Below are 18,106 nucleotides of genomic sequence, written 5' to 3' on the forward strand. Positions count from 1 at the left end.
CCGTGCCGCCGGTTTCCCCGGGGCGTTCTCGTGCCCTGATCCGCGGCCGCGAGAGCATGACAGGAGGAACTGCATGTCCGGGACGACCGCGTCCGGCAGTGAACGGACGGTTGGTGTTACCCGGCTTACCCGCGACGGTGCGAACCGCTGGACCGTGCTGATCGTGCTCTGCGTCAGCCTGCTCTTCGTCGCGCTGGACACCACGATCCTGTACGTGGCGGTGCCCTCCGTGACCGAGGACCTGCGGCCGGGCCCGGTGGAACTCCTGTGGATCGTCGATGTCTATCCGCTGATAGCGGCGTCCTTGCTGATCCTCTTCGGCACGCTCGGCGACCGCGTCGGCCGCCGGCGCATCCTCCTCCTCGGCTACGGCCTCTTCGGCCTGGCCTCCGCCGCCGCGGCGCTGGCGCCCAACCCGCAGATCCTGATGGCGGCCCGCGCGCTGCTCGGCATCGGCGGCGCGATGATCATGCCCGCGACGCTGTCGATTCTGCGCCAGGTCTTCCCCGACCGGCGCGAACGCGCGGTCGCCATCGGCGTGTGGAGCGCGGTGGCCGCGGTCGGCGCCGCCGTCGGCCCGGTCCTGGGCGGCTTCCTCGTCGAGAACTTCTGGTGGGGCTCGGTCTTCCTCATCAACATCCCGATGATGGCCGCGATGCTGCTGATAGGGCGCTGGCTGCTGCCGGAGTCGCGGGGCGAGCGCAACGGCCCCTGGGACGTGGTCGGCGCGGTCATCGCGGCCTTCGGCGTGCTGGGCATCGTCCTCGGCGTCAAGCGCATCGGCGGCGGCACGGCGGTCCTGAGCCTGACCACGCTCGGCCCGATCCTCGTCGGCACCCTGCTGCTGATCCTCTTCGTACGCCGCCAGCACCGTCGCGAACACCCGCTGATCGACATGCGGCTCTTCGCCCGCCCCGCGTTCGGCACCTCCGTCGGCTGCATCGTGCTGGCCATGCTCGCCCTGGTGGGCCTCCAGCTGATCGCCGTCCAGTACCTCCAGCTCGTGCTCGGGCTGACCCCGCTTCAGACCGGCGTGCGGATGCTGCCGCTGGTGTTCTCCGCCATGGCCGCTGGCCTCACCGGCTCGAAGATGCTGCAGGCGCTCGGCCCGCGCGCCATGGTCTCGCTCGGCTTCACTTTGACCGCCGTCGCGGTGCTGTGTCTGACGATGATGAGCGACCACGACCGCCCCTGGCTGCTCTCCCTCGGCTTCGTCCTGCTCGGCTTCGGCTTCCAGTCCACGCTGTTCGGTGCGTACGAGTCGATGCTCAGCGAGGCGCCCGCCGAGCAGTCGGGCGGCGCCGCCGCCCTGGGGGAGACCTCCTACCAGCTCGGCGCGGGCATCGGCGTCGCCCTGCTCGGCAGCGTCATGAACGCCGCGTACGCGCCCGGCCTCGGCCATGTCGACGGCGTGCCCGGCCGTTCCTCCGCCGCCGCGTCGCATTCGCTCGGCGAGGCGTACAAGGTGGCCGCCGGACTGGGCCCCGCCGCCAGGTCCGCGCTGCGCAAGGCCGCCCGCGACTCCTTCGTCCACGGGCTGCACGTCACCCTCGTCGCCAGCGCCGTGCTGCTGCTGGTCGGCGCCGGGATCGCGCTGCGCCTGCCCCGCCGGGCCGCGGAGTCCACCGAGCGCGCCGAGGGCGAGGCCGCCGCGGGCGAGCAGGCGGCCGGCTGCGACGGCGCACCGGCTCCCGCCGGCTCCTCCCGCTGACCGCCCTGGCGCCTCCCGCTCCCGCGCCCCGCCGCACGGCGCCGACCCTTGCTCGGGCGGCGCCGGGGGCCGTACCGTCGGACATGCAATAACTACCACTGCTAGTTTTACGCGCGAGCGCTGAACCTGCCGGAGGCCCCGCATGTCCGCACCGCTGCCCTCGAAGCTCCCGTCCTTCGACCCCGGCGACCCGCTGGGCATCGACGATCTGCTCACCGACGAGGACCGCGCCGTCCGCGGCACCGTCCGCCAGTGGGCCGCCGACCGCGTCCTGCCCCACATCGCCGACTGGTACGAGCGCGGCGAACTCCCCGACATCCGAGGCCTCGCCCGCGAACTGGGCTCCCTCGGCGCCCTGGGCATGTCCCTGACCGGCTACGGCTGCGCGGGCGCCTCCGCGGTCCAGTACGGCCTGGCCTGCCTGGAGCTGGAGGCCGCCGACTCCGGCATCCGCTCGCTGGTCTCCGTCCAGGGCTCGCTCGCCATGTACGCGATCTGGCGCTTCGGATCCGAGGAGCAGAAGCAGCGGTGGCTGCCGCGGATGGCGGCCGGCGAGGTCATCGGCTGCTTCGGCCTGACCGAGCCGGACCACGGCTCGGACCCCGCGAGCATGCGGACGTACGCCAAGAAGGACGGCGGGGACTGGGTACTCAACGGACGCAAGATGTGGATCACCAACGGCTCGGTCGCCGGGGTCGCCGTGGTCTGGGCGCAGACCGACGACGGCATCCGCGGGTTCGCCGTCCCCACCGACACCCCCGGCTTCTCGGCGCCCGAGATCAAGCACAAGTGGTCCCTGCGCGCCTCGGTCACCAGCGAGCTCGTCCTCGACGACGTACGGCTGCCGGCCGATGCCGTACTGCCGGACGCCAAGGGCCTCGGCGGCCCGCTGCGCTGCCTCAGCCACGCCCGCTACGGGATCGTCTGGGGCTCGATGGGCGCCGCGCGGGCCTGTTTCGAGGCGGCGCTCGACTACGCCCGCACCCGCGAGCAGTTCGGCAGGCCCATCGGCGGCTTCCAGCTCACCCAGGCCAAGCTGGCCGATATGGCGGTGGAGCTGCACAAGGGGATCCTGCTGGCCCATCACCTGGGGCTGCGGATGGACGCGGGGCGGCTGCGTCCCGAACAGATCAGCTTCGGCAAGCTCAACAACGTCCGGGAGGCCATCGAGATCTGCCGCACCGCCCGGACGATCCTGGGCGCCAACGGGATCTCGCTGGAGTACCCCGTGATGCGGCACGCGACCAATCTCGAATCGGTGCTGACCTACGAGGGCACCGTCGAGATGCACCAGCTGGTGCTGGGCAAGGCGCTCACCGGGCTCGACGCCTTCCGGTAGGCCGACGGGCGTCCCTTGGGGGGCCGTCGAACGCATTCCCTAAGGGATGCGGGCGCCCCCTGCGGGTCCACAACGCGGTGGTGGCGGGGCTTGTTCCCGTCCCCGGCGCCGCCGCGTCACGGCACCACCGCGTCCCCGGAAACCCCGGGCGCGCGGACCCGCGGGAGCGCGGGCTCCGGCGTGCGGATCCCGGGAGCGTGGGCTCCGGCGTGCGGATCCCGGGAGCGTGGGCCTCGGGAGCGCGGATCCCAGCTGGAACACTCACCACCGCGCTCGGCTCCGGTTGCTGCACTTCCCGAGGGGCGACCCCCGGGCCTCCGGCCGGAACACTCACCACCGCGCTCGGCTCTGGTTGCTGCAGTTCCCGAGGGGCGACCCCCGGGCCTCCGGCCGGAACACTCACCACCGCGCTCGGCTCCGGTTGCCGCATTGCCCGGAGGGCAACTCCAGGGCCCCGGCCGGAACACCCACCCCGCCCCGCTCAGCTCTGGTTGAAGAACCCGCCGTTGCGGTGGTCCTCCTGCCCCCCGCTGACCACCTTGTAGTCGGGCGGGGTGAGCAGGAAGACCCGGGTGGCCACGCGGTCGATCGAACCGCGCAGGCCGAAGATCAGGCCGGCCGCGAAGTCCACCACGCGCTTGGCGTCGCCGGGGTCCATGGCCGTCAGGTTGACGATCACCGGGACGCCCGCACGGAAGAGCTCGCCGATGCCACGGGCGTCGCCGAAGCCTTCCGGGGTGACGGTGGCGATGCGGGTGCCCTGGTCGTGCGCGGTCCGGTCGGCCACCTGGACCCGGGGATCGGTCACCCAGGAGTCGCCGGCCGGGGCGGCGGACCCAGGTCCCTCGGCGTAGTCGTCGTCGTAGTAGCGCTCGTCATCGTTGTCGTCGACGAGGCCAAGCCAGGCACTCGCCTTGCGCACCGATCCCATTGACGCCTCCTCTCACCCGCGGTGGTGTTCCGTCTCTCCGTGTTCCGCCCCCTATCGTCGTGCATGATGCGGAGGGTGTGCCAAGTGGATAGCCGCCGCACGGGGGGTTCGTGACACATCTGGTGCAAAGAGGGTGGCGTGTCGTCAGTTCCCGCGCCCCGAAAAGAAACTGACAGTGCGATGGGCATCACGGTCGGTACGGGCCGATGATGTCGACAAGTGGTCACGGGAACCCGGATCCAACCCCGGGGTCGGTTCCGGCACAGGACCAGGGCAGATGCCGAAGGTGCCGAGGGGGCGCCCGCGCTATGGGCCGATGATCGGGCGACTGACCCAAGGGAGGGTCGTTGGCCGGGGTGCAGATCGTCTTCTGCATCCCGAAAGATCCCCTCCGAAAGATCAGGACGGGGAAACGTCGGACCACGGAAGCCAGGTCCCAGCGCTTCCGAACGGCATTCACGGCCACCGTCGAGGCGCCCCGCACCCTCCGCGCCGAGCTCATCCGCATCCTCGCCGTGTCCCTGGTGGTACTCCTGGCGCTGCTGGGCCTCTCCGCGGCCCGGCAGGTCGGTGACTACGACAACGCCGGCACCACCGCCGAGGACGCCCACCTCTCCGAAGCCCTCCAGGGCTTCATGACCGCCCGCCCCGGACGGCTCTGCGCCCGGCGGTCTCGGCGTCGGCGGGACCACGATCATCGGCGCGGTCTCCGAGATCGCACCGCTGGACACCGAGGCCGCCGTCACCCAGGCCTCCATCGGGGTGGACTCGCCGGTCGGCGTGGAGAACAAGACCACCACGACCGTCGCGCTGGACGTCGGCCGGATCACCCTCGGCCCGACGATCGTGCTCCCTCTCTTCGGCGCGCCCGGCCAGGACCGCTTCTCGTTCCTGTGGGACGACCTGGTCGAGGGCGGGCCGGGGGCCATCGTGCCGGTCGACACCCGGCGGATCGAGGACTCCTTCCCGGCGCTGGACTACTTCGAGGAGCGCGCCACCCCGTTCGTCCTGGCGGTCAACCGCTTCGACGGGGCACGGCACTTCGAGCTCGCGGAGGTGCGCGAAGCGCTGGGGACCGACGCCGGGGTGCCCACGAGGGCCTGCGATGCCCGCCCCGGGCTCATCGGATCTCCGGCGGACTGATCCGCGACGTCCTGATCGCCGACCCGCCGGTGCCCCACTTCTTCAGGATGCGGTCATAACTCCCGTTCTTCTTCAGGCGGTTGACCGCGGCCCGGACGGCGGGCGCCAGCGGCGTCCCCTTCCTGAACGCGAAGCCGACGTCCAGCCGCTTGAACTCGTTGAGGAACCGCAGGCCCGACTGCTGCTTCACCGCGTAGCGCAGCCCGTTGATGGTGCTCATCACCACATCGGTGCGCCCCTGTTGCAGCGAGATCCACAGCGCGCCCGACTCGGCGTAGGTCTTCACGTCGTACGGCTTCTTGCCCGCCTCCCTGCACAGGTGCCGGTTCTTCTCCAGCGTCGCCTCGAAGGTGGTGCCGGCCCCCGTGGCGACCGTCAGCCCGCACAGCTGCTGCAGCGAGGTCACCTTCTTCAGCGGGCTGTCCTCACGGGCCGCGAAGCCCTGGCCGTCATTGATGTAGGTGACGAAGTCGATGGTCCTGCGGCGCTCGTCGGTGACCCCGAAGTTGCCGGTGCCCAGGTCGTACTTGCCGCTGCCGAGAGCCGGCAGGATCGCCTCGAAGCTCGCCACCTCCCGCCGGAGCCGGATGCCGAGGACCTGGGCGACCGCATCCGCGAAGTCGACGTCCAGGCCGGCCAGGGTCCTGCCGTCGGCCAGGTAGGTGGCGCCGGGCGGGCTGCCCACGCTGGTGGCGACGGAGAGCGTGCCCCGCTTGCGGACGTCGGCGGGCAGCAGCCGGGCCGCGGCCGGATCCTCCTCGATGCCCGAGACCACGTCCGAGGTGGGGATCCTGGCGGCCGCCGGTCCGGCCGGGCCCGCCGCGCCGTCGGCCGGGGGTGCGCCCGAGCCGCAGGCGGTGAGCGCCAGGACCGCGGTGGCCAGGAGGGCGGCGGTGCGCAGGGCGGCGGTGCGGGGCGTGGTTCCGGTCATGGGCGCGGGTTCTCCAGGTGCTCGGGGTGCTCCGGATGATCGGGGTGATCGGGGTGCTTCAGATGCTTTTCGAAGGGCAGCGGGCCGAGGGACTCCGGGTCGGCGGTCAGGTCGAACAGCGGGCGGTAGCCCGCGGCCAGATACAGCCCCTTGGCCTCCGGCTGACGGGGGCCGGTGGTCAGCCGGATGCGGGTGTAGCCACGGCATTCGGCGTCCCGTTCCAGGGCCTCGACCACCTGCAGGCCCAGGCCGCGGCGGCGGTGCGCGGAGTGTGTCCAGATCCTCTTGAGCTCGGCGGTCGTCGCGTCGTAGCGGCGGTAGGCGCCGCCGGCGACCGCCTCGCCGTCCACCAGGAGCAGCAGGAACGCGCCCCGTGGCGGGGCGAATTCGGCGGCCGGGTACTCCAGGCCGAGGTCGACGGGACGTCCGTAGCGGGTGCTGTACTCGTGGGTGAGTTCCGCCAGCAGGGGGCGGGCGAGCGGGTCGGTGACGGTGGTGTGCACCACCGTCCCGGCGCTCGTCGGCAGCGTCGCCGGCAACTTGGGGGGCAGTGCGGTCATCGTGCGGCCTCCGGGGCAAGCGTCGGCACCGCGGCGGCGGGCGGGGCCGGCCGCGGCGGCGGGTCGGGGGAGAGGCGGCGCCCGGACAGCGCGTCCGGGACGTTGTCGGTCGAGGTCATGACGCCGAAGCGCATACCGCGCCCTTCTCTGAGCGGGGAAAACCACGTGGCGGAATCCAACCGAGGGAATCCCACCGAGGAGTCCAACCGAAGGAATCCCACCGGGGAAACCGACTGAGGGAATCCACTGAGGGAATCCACGTGGCGGAAGCGGAGCGGGGGAAGCCGAGCGGAAAGGCACACGTGACGAGCGAGGGGAGGGTGCGCCGCGCGGCGGCGCGAGGTGTGAAGGCGCGGTGACGGGAGAAGAACCGCGAAGCGGCCCGGCCTCATGGGCGACGGGCTCCAGGGCAGGGCGTCAGCTCAACAGGACGACGACCACACGCGACCGAAGTCGATGTGGTCGCGGGTGACCAGCCGCTGCCATGAGTACATGGGCCAAGTGGAACAGGCATCCGTTTCCGCGTCAACTGCCTTTCGGCGCACCGCTCACCGTACGGACACCCTTGACAGCAGGCCATGTTCACCCCATAGCCTCGGGAACCGGTCCGTGCTGAGGGGCGCGGCCCGATGCGTGCCGCGTCACGCGCTCCGCCTGTGTGAAGGCGCTCAACTCCCGTGTTCGATCACTGAATCCACGGAGCCTTCGCATGCCCTCCGACACCCTCGCCGAACCGGCCCTGGCCCCGCCCGGCCGTACGGACCCCACCACCGTCCCGCGCATCGTGCCCCGCCGCCGCACCGGCCAGTGGACCGCGGCCGCCGCCGTCCTTGCCCTGCTCGCCCTGGCCGTCCTCTCCGTCGTCCGCAACGACGCCTTCCAGTGGGACGTCGTCGCCGACTACTTCCTGACCACCGCCGTACTGCGCGGCCTGGGACTCACCCTCTGGCTGACCGGCCTCGTCATGGTGCTGGGCTTCGCCCTGGGCACCGTCCTCGCCACGATGCGGCTGTCCGCCAACCCCGTGCTGCGCGGCGTCAGCTGGGGCTACGTCTGGCTCTTCCGGTCGATGCCGATCCTGGTGCAGCTGCTGTTCTGGTTCAACATCGGGGCCCTGTACCCGACGGTCCTGGGCATCAGGACCGTCCATCTGCTGAGCCCGGTCGCCATCGCCGTCATCGGCCTGACCCTGCACGAGGCCGCCTACGCCACCGAGGTCGTCCGCGGCGGCATCCTCTCCGTCGACAAGGGACAGCTGGAGGCCGCCCAGTCGCTGGGGCTCGGCGCCTGGCGGCGGCTGCGGCGGATCGTGCTGCCGCAGGCGATGCGGACGATCGTGCCGCCGGCCGGAAACATGCTGATCGGCACCCTCAAGGGCACCTCCATCGTCAGCGTCATCGCCGTCCAGGACCTGCTCTACTCCGTCCAGCTCGTCTACCACCGCACCTACCAGGTCATCCCGCTGCTGCTGGTCGCCACCCTCTGGTACATCGCCGTCACCTCGGTGCTCGGCGTCGGCCAGCACTACCTCGAGCGGCGCTACGCCCGCGGGACGGCCGGTGCCCGATGAGCCCCCGCCCGCGCCCGTCCGTGGTGATCGTCGGCGCCGGGCCGCGGGGCACCGGAGTGCTCGAACGGATCGCCGCCAACGCCCCGGAGCTCTACCGTGACCGGCCCCTCGACCTGCACCTCGTCGACCCCTACCCGCCCGGCGGCGGCCGCATCTGGCGCGCTGCCCAGTCGCCGCTGCTGTGGATGAACTCCACCGCGGAGGACGTCACCATGTTCACCGACGACAGCGTGGACCTGGCGGGCCCGGTGCGGCCCGGCCCCTCGCTCGCCGAATGGGCCGAGGCGGTACGGGCCGGCCGGATCCGCTTCCGGCCCCCGGCCGAGGGGAAGCCCACCGCGGACGGCCTCGCCGACGCCGTCGCCGCCCTCGGACCACGCGACTTCCCCGGCCGGCGGCTGCAGAGCGCCTATCTGAGCTGGGTCCACGAGCAGGCGGTGGCCGCACTGCCGCCGGGGATCGCCGTACACGAGCACCGCCGGACGGCCGTACGGGTCACCGGAGCGCGCGACGGCCGCCAGGAGGTGTGGCTGGAAGGCCGTCCGACGCCGCTCACCGCCGACCTGGTGGTACTGACCATGGGCCACCTGGACTCCGAACTCTCCTCGGAACACCAGGAGTTGAGCGATTTCGCGGCCCGACACGGCCTGACCCACCTGCCGCCCGCCTTCACCGCCGACGCCGATCTCGGTGCGCTGCTCCCCGGCGAACCGGTCATCGTCCGCGGCTTCGGGCTGGCCTTCATCGACCTGATGGTGCTGCTGACCGAGGGCCGAGGCGGTACGTACACGGCCGACGCCGACGGCACGCTGACCTACCGGCCCTCCGGGCGCGAGCCGGTCCTGCACGTCGGGTCGCGGCGCGGCGTCCCGTACCACTCCAAGATCGGCTACGAGCTCGACGGCGAACGCCCGCCGGTGCCGCGCTTCTTCGGACCCGCACAGATCGATGCGCTGCTCGCCCGGACCGGGCGGTGGGGGGCGACCCGCTCGCGCGGAGCCGGGAGCGGGGGAGATTTCCGGCGCGACATCTGGCCGCTGATCGACAAGGAGCTGGGCTTCGCCCACTACCACCGGCTGTTCACCGCCCACCGCGAACGCACCCGGATGAACTGGCCGGACTTCGAGGAGAAGTACGCCGCCGCCGACCCCGGCAGCGCCGCACTCCAGGCCCTGGTGAGCGCCGCCGTCCCGGACCCCGCCGACCGCCTCGACCTGGACGCCCTCGACCATCCGCAGGCAGGCGTCCGCCACCCCGACGGCGAGGCCCTGCAAGAGAGCATGCGCGGCTACATCGAGGCCGACCTCGCCCGCCGCCACGACCCCGCACACAGCCCCGACCTGGCGGTTTTCTTCGCCCTGCTGTCGGTGTACGGCCAGCTGGTGCGGATCGGCGACCGCGGCCCCTGGTGGCACGGCTTCTTCAGCTACCTCGCCTCCGGGCCGCCCGGACCGCGGCTGCGGCAACTGCTCGCGCTCTCCCGGGCCGGGGTGGTGCGCTTCCTCGGCGCCGGCACCACCGTCACCGCCGACGCGCGGCGCGGCGTGTTCCGCGCCGAGAGCGCCGCCGTGCCGGGGGAGTCCCTGGAGGCCCGCGCCCTGGTGGAGGCGCGACTGCCGGAGCCGACCGTCGCCCGCACCCGGGACGCCCTGCTGCGCACCCTGTACGCCGACGGCGCCGCCGTCACCCCCACCGGACTGCTGGCCGTGGCGCCCGCCGACGGCCGGATCCTGCACCGCTCCGGCCCGCCCCCGACCGCCCCGCCCCGCGCGAACGGGGGGTACCGCCCGCACCCGCGCCGCTTCGCCCTCGGCCCGGGCACCGACGCCCGCGCCGGCGGCGCCTTCGCCCGCCCCCGCACCAACGCCCCCGCCTTCCGGCAGAACGACGCCACCGCCCGCGCCCTGCTCACCTTCCTCCGGGACCGGACCACTCCGCCGCTGCCCGTCCCCGCACCCGTCCCCGCCCCCGAGGACCCCCATGCCGCTGACCGGTGATCCCCCCGCCGACCCCGGTCGGCGCGCCGGGCGCGGCGGTGCTCGGTCTCGTCCTGCCACCGGCGGCCGGCACTACGCCGAACGCCACTTCGCCAAAGGAGCCACCCGATGAGCACACCGGACACCGCTGCCGCCTCTACCGCTACCGCCGCCGCTTCCCGTGTGATGGTCGACGTCCGCGCCGTCCGCAAGAGCTTCGGCGCGCTGGAGGTGCTCAGGGGAGTGGACCTGGAAGTCCGCGCCGGCGAGGTCGCGGTCGTCCTGGGCCCGTCCGGCTCGGGCAAGTCCACCCTGCTGCGCACCATCAACCACCTCGAGAAGGTCGACGGCGGCTGGGTGAGCGTGGACGGCTCCCTGGTCGGCTACCGGCGCGAGAGCAGAACTGCGGCCCGAAGGGCCTCCGCCAAGGGTGGGCGACGGGCGGAAAGACTGTACGAGCTGCCCGAACGGGAGATCCTCAAGCAGCGCACCGGCATCGGCTTCGTCTTCCAGAACTTCAACCTCTTCCCGCATCTGACCGTCCTCGAAAACCTCACCGAGGCGCCGCTCTCCGCCCTGCGCAGGCCGAAGAAGGAGGTCGTCGAAACCGCCCGAGCACTGCTGGCCCGGGTCGGGCTCGCGGACAAGGCCGACGCCTACCCCCGCCGGCTCTCCGGCGGCCAGCAGCAGCGGGTCGCCATCGCCCGCGCCCTCGCCCTGGAACCCAAGCTGCTGCTCTTCGACGAGCCGACGTCGGCCCTCGACCCGGAGCTGGTCGGCGAAGTCCTCGACGTCATCAAGGACTTGGCGCACCGGGGCACCACCATGATCGTCGTCACCCATGAGATCGGCTTCGCCCGCGAGGTGGCCGACACCGTCGTCTTCATGGACGGCGGCCGGATCGTCGAGCAGGGCCCGCCCGACGAGGTGCTCGACAACCCGCGCCACGAGCGCACCAGGTCCTTTCTCTCCAAGGTCCTGTGACATGAGCCGGGTAAGCGTGCGGAGAGCCCCGTTGAACCGCCGGCCGCGCCCTGTCCGCCGCCCTTGCGCTCGCCGCACGGAAGACCACGGAATACCAGGACCGAACGCTCCGTTCCACCAGGCACTGCCGGAACCGGCACACCGCCCGCCGGGGGAGGACCAACGACCATGAGCACCAGCGCGGACACGGGCACGAGCGCGGAGAACCACGCCCTCCGGGAGTGGCAGGACTGGCGGGAGCGCCGCGAGCGGGCCGTCTCGGCCCCGTACGGCCCGCTCGCCCTGACCGGCACCCACTGGCCGGCCGACCACCCGCACGGCCGGATCGACGGGCTGCCGGGCACCTGGACCGCGGACGGCGACGAGATCGTGCTGCGGGCAACGGACGGCGACCGGCTCACCGTCGACGGCAGACCCGCCGCCGGCGATCCCTCGGTGCCCGGACGGTGTGGGGGGCGCCATCGCCTCGGCCCGGACCCCGCCCCGGACGCCACCCGCGTCGCCCAGGGCGAGCGGCATCTGCAGGTGCTGCGCCGCGAGGGCCGGTGGGCGGTACGGGACTTCGACCCCGGCTCCGCCAACCGCCGCGACTTCGCCGGAATCGACGCCTACGACCACGACGAGCGCTGGATACGGCCCGGCCTGTTCCGCCCGTACGGGGAGCGGCGCAGCGTCCTGGTACCCAACGCCGACGGCGCCCGGCGCGGCCTCGGCCTGGCCGGTGAACTGGCCTTCCCCCTGGACGGCGACGAACACACCCTCCAGGTCGCGGTCGAGGCCGACGGCTCCCTGTGGGCGGTCCTCGCCGACGCCACCAGCGGCACGGACAGCTACCGCTTCCGCTTCCTGCGGCCGCCCGCGCCCGCCGCGGACGGCACCGTCACCGTCGATCTCAACCGCACCCTGCTGCCGCCCTGCGCCTTCGCCGACCACTTTCTGTGCCCCTTCCCGCCGCCCGGCAACACCCTCCCCTTCGCGCTGCGGGCCGGTGAACGGAACCGCCGCACGCGCTGAGCCGTCCCACCTCCGACCGAGGGGGTCAACCCGCCGCCCCGGCAGCCCCGACAAGGCTGCCGGGGCGGCGCGTTGAGCGCGGGACACGTCGAGGCGCCCGTCGGCGGACATATTTCCGAGGCCCTCTTGCGCCGCGGGGGCGGTGCGCCCGACACTCCGGACCAGCGCTTGTCAGGGGCACGCTGAAACATCGATGTGCGGATTCCCGCGTGCCTTCGGCTGCGCCTCACCGGGCCGCCCACAGGCGGCCATTCATCCCCCTCGGAGGAATCACGTGAGGAACGAGCGCACCATCCCCCGCAGCGGCGTAGCGAGACGCACCCGGCTGATCGCCGCGGCGTCCGGTCTGGTCGCCGTCGGTGCCATCGCCGTCCCGACCGCCGCCAGCGCCCAGGACCCCGCCCCCGCAAAGACGTTCAGCGCCACGCAGCTCTCCGCCGCCGGCAACGCGGTACGCACCGCGGACGTCGCCGGCACCGCCTGGTCCGTCGACCCGAAGACCCACACCCTGGTCGTCACCGCCGACCGCACCGTCTCCCGCGCCGAGATCGCCCGCATCGAGCAGGCCGCGGGCGGCAACGCCGGCGCACTGCGCATCGAGCGCACCTCCGGCACCCTGCGCAAGCTGATCTCCGGCGGAGACGCCATCTACGCGCCCAGCTGGCGCTGCTCGCTCGGCTTCAACGTCCGCAGCGGCAGCACGTACTACTTCCTGACGGCCGGGCACTGCACCGAGGGCAAGCCGCCCTGGTACACCAACTCCTCGAACACCACGAGCATCGGGCCGACCACCGGCACCAGCTTCCCCGGCAACGACTACGGCATCGTGAAGTACACCAACACCTCTCTGGCGCACGCTGGAACGGTCGGCAGTCAGGACATCACCAGCGCAGGCACCCCGACCGTCGGCCAGACGGTCACCCGGCGCGGCTCCACGACCGGCACCCACAGCGGAAAGGTCACCGGCCTGAACGCCACCGTCAACTACGGCGGCGGCGACATCGTCTCCGGACTCATCCAGACCACCGTCTGCGCCGAGCCCGGCGACAGCGGCGGCCCCCTCTACTCCGGCACCAAGGCGCTGGGCCTGACCTCCGGCGGCAGCGGCGACTGCACTTCCGGCGGTACGACGTTCTTCCAGCCCGTGACCGAGGCGCTGAGCGCGTACGGCGTGAGCGTGTACTGACCGCGTGAACGGAGAGTGACCGGCCGGGCCGACCGGGACCGACCGGGCTCCGACGAGGGCCCCCGTCCGCCGGCGGACGGGGGCCCGACGGCGCTCGCGGACCGCCCCCCCGAGAACCGCTCGGGGCCCGTTCGGGGACCGCCCGAGCCCGCCGCGAGGACCCTTTCGACCACCCCCTGAACCGGGCATACCATTACAACAAAGCGCCATTCGGACGGTGGAATCAGACGCCGGAACGGATGGCGGACGGCTTACGGCGTACGTCAGGGGGCCGTGATGGTCGCAGAACTGGTGACGGCCGGGGTGGCGCTGGGGTGCGCCGGCGTGGTGTACCTCATGGCCGCGGCCCGCGTGGTCAAGCAGTACGAGCGGGGTGTGGTGCTGCGGCTCGGGCGACTGGTCTCCGAGGTGCGGCAACCGGGATTCACCATGATCGTTCCGGGTGTCGACCGGATGCGTAAGGTCAATATGCAGATCATCACGATGCCGGTGCCCGCCCAGGAAGGCATCACCCGCGACAACGTCACGGTCCGGGTCGACGCGGTGGTCTACTTCAAGGTCGTCGATGCCGCCGACGCCGTCATCCGGGTCGAGGACTACCGCTTCGCGGTTTCGCAGATGGCGCAGACCTCGCTGCGGTCGATCATCGGCAAGAGCGAACTGGACGATCTGCTCTCCAACCGCGAGAAGCTCAACCAGGGCCTGGAGCTGATGATGGACAGCCCGGCCATCGGCTGGGGAGTCACCGTCGACCGGGTGGAGATCAAGGACGTCTCGCTGCCGGAGACGATGAAGCGGTCGATGGCCCGCCAGGCCGAGGCGACCCGCGACCGGCGCGCCCGGGTGATCAACGCCGACGCCGAGCTGCAGGCCTCGAAGAAGCTGGCCGAGGCGGCCGCGGCGATGTCCGACCAGCCCGCGGCGCTACAGCTGCGACTGCTGCAGACCGTGGTGGCGGTCGCCGCCGAGAAGAACTCCACCCTGGTGCTGCCGTTCCCGGTGGAGCTGCTGCGCTTCCTGGAGCGCTCCGGCCTCCAGGCACAGGCGCAGACCGCACAGGCCGAGGTGCAGACCGCACAGGCCGAGGCGGAGCGCCGGGACCACGCCGAGCGGGCGACGCCCGCGGAGGCCGACGGCATCGCGGACATGAAGCAGAGCGCGCTGCCCACGGAGCTGGCGGATCTCCCGGACCTCCGAGCGGCCGACAGCCTTGACGCGGGACGGGGCACGGACCGCGGATAACGCCACCACGGATAACGCCACCCACGCCAACTGACCGCAACGGCAACAGCCACGGCCACGGCCACCGCCTCCGACCGCAACACCCGACCGCAACCGCAACGACCGCAGCATCCGATCGCCGTACCCGCCCTTGAGCTGTGCCCTTCGGACGGATACGGCGATCACTGCTGTCCGGCCCCGGCCGCAGGCGAGGGCCGCCGGGCGAGGGCTGTGGACGGGGGGCCGATTCCGGCCAGGTGCCGGCATGTCCGTACTCCAGGCACGGCCTTCTCCGTACGGAGGGGCCATATCCGTACCGAGGACCCTTGGGCGCAGACAGCGGTGTGACCGTCATGTGGTGAAGCCGTGAACTCTCGTATGCGAGACCGGAACTCGGTCTTGTGCACGAGTGAGAGGGATGGGGATACTCGGCCCCGCACGTTGGCATGGACGCGACTCCCCGGAGCGCTGCAACGGAGTGCTGCTACGCCGGGTGGAACGTTTGTGTCCCGATTCCTCACACTCTCGGGCCCGTGCATCTCCCCACAGACCGGGCCCATCCCCCCACGGGAGGCTTTGAGTTGAAGCACCGACGCATACCCAACCGGCGCGCAGTCCTGGCGGGCGCGGGAGCGCTGGCCCTCGCTGCCACCGCCACCGTCACCCTCGCCAACGCCCATGCGGCCCCCGCCCCCGTCACCCCCAAGGTGGCCAAACTGACCTCCGCCGCGGCGACCGCCCTGGCGTCCCAGCTCAAGACCGGCACGGCCGGCGCGTACTACGACGCCCAGGCCAAGAAGCTCGTGGTCAACGTCCTGGACGAGGCGGCGGCCAAGACCGTACGGGCGAAGGGGGCGGAGGCGAGAATCGTCAAGCACACGCTCGCCCAGCTCGACGCGGCCCGGCAGACCCTGAAGTCGAAGGCGACCATCCCCGGCACCTCCTGGGGCGTCGACCCGGTCGGCAACAAGGTCGTGGTGACCGCCGACCGCACGGTCAAGGGCGCCAAGCTGGACCGGCTCACGCGGGTCACCCAGGGTCTCGGCGACAAGGTCGAACTCCGCCACAGCAAGGGCGAGTTCAAGCCCTTCATCGGTGGCGGCGACGCGATCTGGGGCAGCGGCGCCCGCTGCTCGCTCGGCTTCAATGTCGTCAAGGACGGCCAGCCGTACTTCCTGACGGCCGGCCACTGCGGCAACGCCGTCCAGAGCTGGTCCGACCAGCAGGGCGGCTCGGAGATCGCGGCCACCGAGGACTCCAAGTTCCCCGGTGACGACTACGCCATCGTCAAGTACACCGGCGACACCGCGCACCCGAGCGAGGTGGACCTCTACAACGGCAGCACCCAGAAGATCACCAAGGCCGCGGACGCCACGGTCGGCGAGAAGGTGCAGCGCAGCGGCAGCACCACTCAGGTCCACGACGGCACGGTCAAGGCGCTGAACGCCAGCGTCAACTACCAGGAGGGCACGGTCGACGGTCTGATCCAGACCGACGTCTGCGCCGAGCCCGGCGACAGCGGCGGCGCCCTCTTCGACGGCGAGTCCGCGCTCGGCCTCACCTCCGGCGGCAGCGGCGACTGCTCCGGCGGCGGCGAGACCTTCTTCCAGCCGGTCCCGGAGGCCCTGCAGGCCTACGGCGCGGAGATCGGCTGACCGTGACGGACGGCCGACCGTGCGGGTCGGCCGACCGGGCGGATCCGCTGACCGGGGCGATCCGCTGACCGTGCAGGCCGGTTGACCTGTGCGGGGCGATGGAGATCGGCGGTGGCGGCCGGCCCCGGACGTGCTCGGTGTCCGGGGCCGTGCCGCGCCCCCGTGCCTCGCCCCGTGGTCCGCACGTCCGTAGGTCACCGGGCACCCGCAGGCACCCGCGCAAGGCCTCGCCGTGCGCCCCTGTATACGCCTCGGGCCTTGCCCGCAGCGGCAGTTGGGGCCGAAGTCGGCCGTCCGTGGAGCCGGCGGGGAGGGGGTGACGGGGAGAGGCCGGCGGCCAAGAGGCCGTTCGTACGGCGAGGTCCCCGGGCGCCGCCGTCCGGCGCCCGGGGACCTGGTCCGTGCGGTCAGAACCGGAACACCGAGCCCTGGCCACCGTTCATCGTGCACGAGTTGGCGAAGGTGTAGGTGTACGACACCCGGTGGCCCTGCCAGACGCCGTCCGCGGTGACCACGACCGGGTCCCATTCCTTGGTGCACAGCCGCTCCGTCACCGCGCCGGTCACCTCGGTGAAGTCGCCGGATACCGAACGCAGCTGGGCGCAGGCGGCTCTCGGGTTCGGGTGGCTGCCGGTCGCCCGTGGCATACAGCTGAGGGTGACCGCGCGCTCCACGGTGGCCGTCGCGCGGCTCTCGCCCTGGCCGACGGTGAGCACCAGCTCCGTCGGGGCGTACAGCCCGCCGGACCGCACGGGCTGCGCCGGAGCCGTGGCCGCCTGCGCGGTGGTGGCCAGTGTGCCGAGAACCAGCGCCGCGCCGAGTGCGACCGCTCCAGAGATGTACCGCATGACGAACACTCCCTTGCTTGTAGGTGCAGATGCCGGACGGGAGTCTGGCCCCAACCGCGCCCCGTCCGCACCTCGGGCGATTGCTTTGAGTCGATAGATGCATGCGGTGGGTAATGGCGCGAACGAATGCGAGGGAGATGTGAAGAGGGTGTGACGGCATGATGTGCGGCCAGCGGGGATGTCGTACGGATGATCATGCGCGAGAGGCGGCCCGGCGCGGCCGGAGGGGAGGAATCCGGCCGCCGACCGGTCGTTCGGGCGGGTGTCGATCTCCGCCCGATTGGCCGAAGAGGGGGGCCGGAGGCCGTCTCCGTCTGGGGTTCGGCCGGTCCCGGGAGCCGCTATCCCTTGCGGTCGTCGAGCTCCGGCAGTCCCGCCGTCAGGGCCCGCATGCCGCGGATCACCAGCTCCGCCGGCCCCTGCGGCCCGTCCTCCGGTTCGTCGCCCGAGGCCCATTCCTCCACCGCGACCCGCATCGCAGTGTTCGCGGCCGCCGCCCCCAGCCGTACGGCCAGCGGACCGGCGTCCGTCAGCCGCGCCAGGATCGGGACCAGGGCCTCCTCGGAGTCGTGGTGCACCCGGTGCCAGACCGCGCGCAGCGCCGGATCGCCGGGCATCGCCCGCAGCAGTCCCCGGGTCCAGTGCAACGCCTCCGTGGCCGGTGCGTCGGCCGGGGTCAGGGCCCGGCGCGCGGCCCGTTCGAGCGCCTCGCGCACGGGCGGCGCGTCCGGCCCGGCGGGGGGTGCGGCCAGGTCGTCGAGCCACTGCCGTACGCCGACGGCGAGCAGCGGCGCCACCGCGTCCTCCTTGGTGCGGAAGTAGCGGTAGAAGGTGCGCAGCGCGACGCCGGCGGCGCGGGCGATCTCGTCGGCGGTGACCGCGGCGCCGCGCTCCGCGAACAGGGCGGCCGCGGTGCGGGCGATCTCCAGCTGGGTCTCGGCCTTGCGTCGCTCGGTCAGCGAGGGGCGGGCGGCGGGTGAAGGGCGGGGCGCGGTCGGCATGGGGTCAGCTTACGGAGTGCGGTGACAGAGTGGCGT

At 72.4% G+C, this 18,106-nt stretch carries 15 protein-coding genes and 1 pseudogene; 10 read left to right on the forward strand and 6 right to left on the reverse strand.

What is annotated here, in order from left to right; translation table 11 throughout:
- Positions 1–73: 73 nt before the first annotated feature.
- On the forward strand, positions 74–1,711 hold the full coding sequence (locus ACIGWZ_RS38195; RefSeq protein ID WP_400072446.1) for an MFS transporter: 1,638 nt from the start codon (positions 74–76) through the stop codon (positions 1,709–1,711).
- 142 nt (positions 1,712–1,853) lie between these two features.
- Complete coding sequence (locus tag ACIGWZ_RS38200; RefSeq protein WP_400072448.1) at positions 1,854–3,050, forward strand: acyl-CoA dehydrogenase family protein; 1,197 nt, start codon at positions 1,854–1,856, stop codon at positions 3,048–3,050.
- A 481-nt stretch (positions 3,051–3,531) separates the two neighbouring features.
- Here the strand turns inward: ACIGWZ_RS38200 and ACIGWZ_RS38205 are convergent, their stop codons facing one another.
- Positions 3,532–3,981 (reverse strand): cell division protein SepF, encoded by a 450-nt coding sequence (locus ACIGWZ_RS38205; RefSeq protein WP_400072449.1) that lies wholly within the window; start codon positions 3,979–3,981, stop codon positions 3,532–3,534.
- Positions 3,982–4,647: 666 nt separating this feature from the next.
- On the opposite strand from ACIGWZ_RS38205, the pseudogene ACIGWZ_RS38210 reads away from it, so the two are divergent.
- Positions 4,648–5,094 (forward strand): annotated as a pseudogene (locus ACIGWZ_RS38210) (GTP-binding protein); the annotation flags it as partial.
- Positions 5,095–5,101: 7 nt separating this feature from the next.
- On the opposite strand, the gene ACIGWZ_RS38215 reads toward ACIGWZ_RS38210, so the two are convergent.
- The 3 genes from ACIGWZ_RS38215 to ACIGWZ_RS38225 are packed head-to-tail and all read right to left on the reverse strand — an operon-like array spanning position 5,102 to position 6,749.
- Positions 5,102–6,055 carry an ABC transporter substrate-binding protein gene (locus tag ACIGWZ_RS38215; protein ID WP_400072451.1) on the reverse strand — a complete coding sequence of 318 codons (954 nt, stop codon included), beginning with the start codon at positions 6,053–6,055 and terminating at the stop codon, positions 5,102–5,104.
- On the reverse strand, positions 6,052–6,615 hold the full coding sequence (locus ACIGWZ_RS38220; RefSeq protein ID WP_400072453.1) for a GNAT family N-acetyltransferase: 564 nt from the start codon (positions 6,613–6,615) through the stop codon (positions 6,052–6,054). Before ACIGWZ_RS38220 ends, ACIGWZ_RS38215 begins: the two co-directional genes overlap by 4 nt.
- Positions 6,612–6,749: a hypothetical protein gene (locus tag ACIGWZ_RS38225; protein ID WP_400072454.1), complete on the reverse strand. Its 138-nt coding sequence runs from the start codon at positions 6,747–6,749 to the stop codon at positions 6,612–6,614. The genes ACIGWZ_RS38220 and ACIGWZ_RS38225 overlap by 4 nt, the downstream gene beginning before the upstream one ends.
- Before the next feature lie 575 nt (positions 6,750–7,324).
- Here ACIGWZ_RS38225 and ACIGWZ_RS38230 point away from each other — a divergent pair.
- The 7 genes from ACIGWZ_RS38230 (at position 7,325) to ACIGWZ_RS38260 (ending at position 16,221) form a co-directional block, all read left to right on the forward strand.
- Positions 7,325–8,185, forward strand: coding sequence for an amino acid ABC transporter permease (locus ACIGWZ_RS38230; RefSeq protein WP_400072456.1), 861 nt, complete (start codon positions 7,325–7,327; stop codon positions 8,183–8,185).
- A complete protein-coding gene (locus ACIGWZ_RS38235) occupies positions 8,182–10,182 on the forward strand; it encodes an FAD/NAD(P)-binding protein (protein ID WP_400072458.1) in 2,001 nt (666 codons plus the stop codon). Before ACIGWZ_RS38230 ends, ACIGWZ_RS38235 begins: the two co-directional genes overlap by 4 nt.
- A 108-nt stretch (positions 10,183–10,290) precedes the next feature.
- Positions 10,291–11,145 carry an amino acid ABC transporter ATP-binding protein gene (locus tag ACIGWZ_RS38240; RefSeq protein ID WP_400072461.1) on the forward strand — a complete coding sequence of 285 codons (855 nt, stop codon included), beginning with the start codon at positions 10,291–10,293 and terminating at the stop codon, positions 11,143–11,145.
- Between the two features lie 168 nt (positions 11,146–11,313).
- A complete protein-coding gene (locus tag ACIGWZ_RS38245; protein WP_400072462.1) occupies positions 11,314–12,159 on the forward strand; it encodes a DUF1684 domain-containing protein in 846 nt (281 codons plus the stop codon).
- Positions 12,160–12,433: 274 nt separating this feature from the next.
- Positions 12,434–13,345 (forward strand): S1 family peptidase, encoded by a 912-nt coding sequence (locus ACIGWZ_RS38250; RefSeq protein ID WP_400072464.1) that lies wholly within the window; start codon positions 12,434–12,436, stop codon positions 13,343–13,345.
- A gap of 276 nt (positions 13,346–13,621) precedes the next feature.
- Positions 13,622–14,587 (forward strand): slipin family protein, encoded by a 966-nt coding sequence (locus ACIGWZ_RS38255; protein ID WP_400072466.1) that lies wholly within the window; start codon positions 13,622–13,624, stop codon positions 14,585–14,587.
- A gap of 560 nt (positions 14,588–15,147) precedes the next feature.
- The gene (locus ACIGWZ_RS38260) at positions 15,148–16,221 is read left to right on the forward strand and encodes a S1 family peptidase (protein ID WP_400072468.1); all 1,074 of its coding nucleotides are present in this window, start codon (positions 15,148–15,150) and stop codon (positions 16,219–16,221) included.
- A 407-nt stretch (positions 16,222–16,628) separates the two neighbouring features.
- Here the strand turns inward: ACIGWZ_RS38260 and ACIGWZ_RS38265 are convergent, their stop codons facing one another.
- Positions 16,629–17,069, reverse strand: coding sequence for a subtilase-type protease inhibitor (locus tag ACIGWZ_RS38265; RefSeq protein ID WP_400072470.1), 441 nt, complete (start codon positions 17,067–17,069; stop codon positions 16,629–16,631).
- A gap of 341 nt (positions 17,070–17,410) precedes the next feature.
- Positions 17,411–18,070: a TetR/AcrR family transcriptional regulator gene (locus ACIGWZ_RS38270; RefSeq protein ID WP_400072472.1), complete on the reverse strand. Its 660-nt coding sequence runs from the start codon at positions 18,068–18,070 to the stop codon at positions 17,411–17,413.
- Between the last annotated feature and the right edge of the window lie 36 nt (positions 18,071–18,106).

The organism is Streptomyces sp. NPDC053427 (genome assembly GCF_044544985.1).
Lineage (GTDB): Bacteria > Actinomycetota > Actinomycetes > Streptomycetales > Streptomycetaceae > Streptomyces.

Bases quoted from the DNA above. Each gene is read 5' to 3' on its own strand.
- ACIGWZ_RS38195 (WP_400072446.1), top strand. From the start codon at position 74: ATGTCCGGGACGACCGCGTCCGGCAGTGAACGGACGGTTGGTGTTACC.
- ACIGWZ_RS38205 (WP_400072449.1), bottom strand. From the start codon at position 3,981: ATGGGATCGGTGCGCAAGGCGAGTGCCTGGCTTGGCCTCGTCGACGAC.
- ACIGWZ_RS38235 (WP_400072458.1), top strand. From the start codon at position 8,182: ATGAGCCCCCGCCCGCGCCCGTCCGTGGTGATCGTCGGCGCCGGGCCG.
- ACIGWZ_RS38230 (WP_400072456.1), top strand. From the start codon at position 7,325: ATGCCCTCCGACACCCTCGCCGAACCGGCCCTGGCCCCGCCCGGCCGT.
- ACIGWZ_RS38270 (WP_400072472.1), bottom strand. From the start codon at position 18,070: ATGCCGACCGCGCCCCGCCCTTCACCCGCCGCCCGCCCCTCGCTGACC.
- ACIGWZ_RS38220 (WP_400072453.1), bottom strand. From the start codon at position 6,615: ATGACCGCACTGCCCCCCAAGTTGCCGGCGACGCTGCCGACGAGCGCC.
- ACIGWZ_RS38265 (WP_400072470.1), bottom strand. From the start codon at position 17,069: ATGCGGTACATCTCTGGAGCGGTCGCACTCGGCGCGGCGCTGGTTCTC.
- ACIGWZ_RS38255 (WP_400072466.1), top strand. From the start codon at position 13,622: ATGGTCGCAGAACTGGTGACGGCCGGGGTGGCGCTGGGGTGCGCCGGC.
- ACIGWZ_RS38245 (WP_400072462.1), top strand. From the start codon at position 11,314: ATGAGCACCAGCGCGGACACGGGCACGAGCGCGGAGAACCACGCCCTC.
- ACIGWZ_RS38240 (WP_400072461.1), top strand. From the start codon at position 10,291: ATGAGCACACCGGACACCGCTGCCGCCTCTACCGCTACCGCCGCCGCT.
- ACIGWZ_RS38200 (WP_400072448.1), top strand. From the start codon at position 1,854: ATGTCCGCACCGCTGCCCTCGAAGCTCCCGTCCTTCGACCCCGGCGAC.
- ACIGWZ_RS38225 (WP_400072454.1), bottom strand. From the start codon at position 6,749: ATGCGCTTCGGCGTCATGACCTCGACCGACAACGTCCCGGACGCGCTG.
- ACIGWZ_RS38215 (WP_400072451.1), bottom strand. From the start codon at position 6,055: ATGACCGGAACCACGCCCCGCACCGCCGCCCTGCGCACCGCCGCCCTC.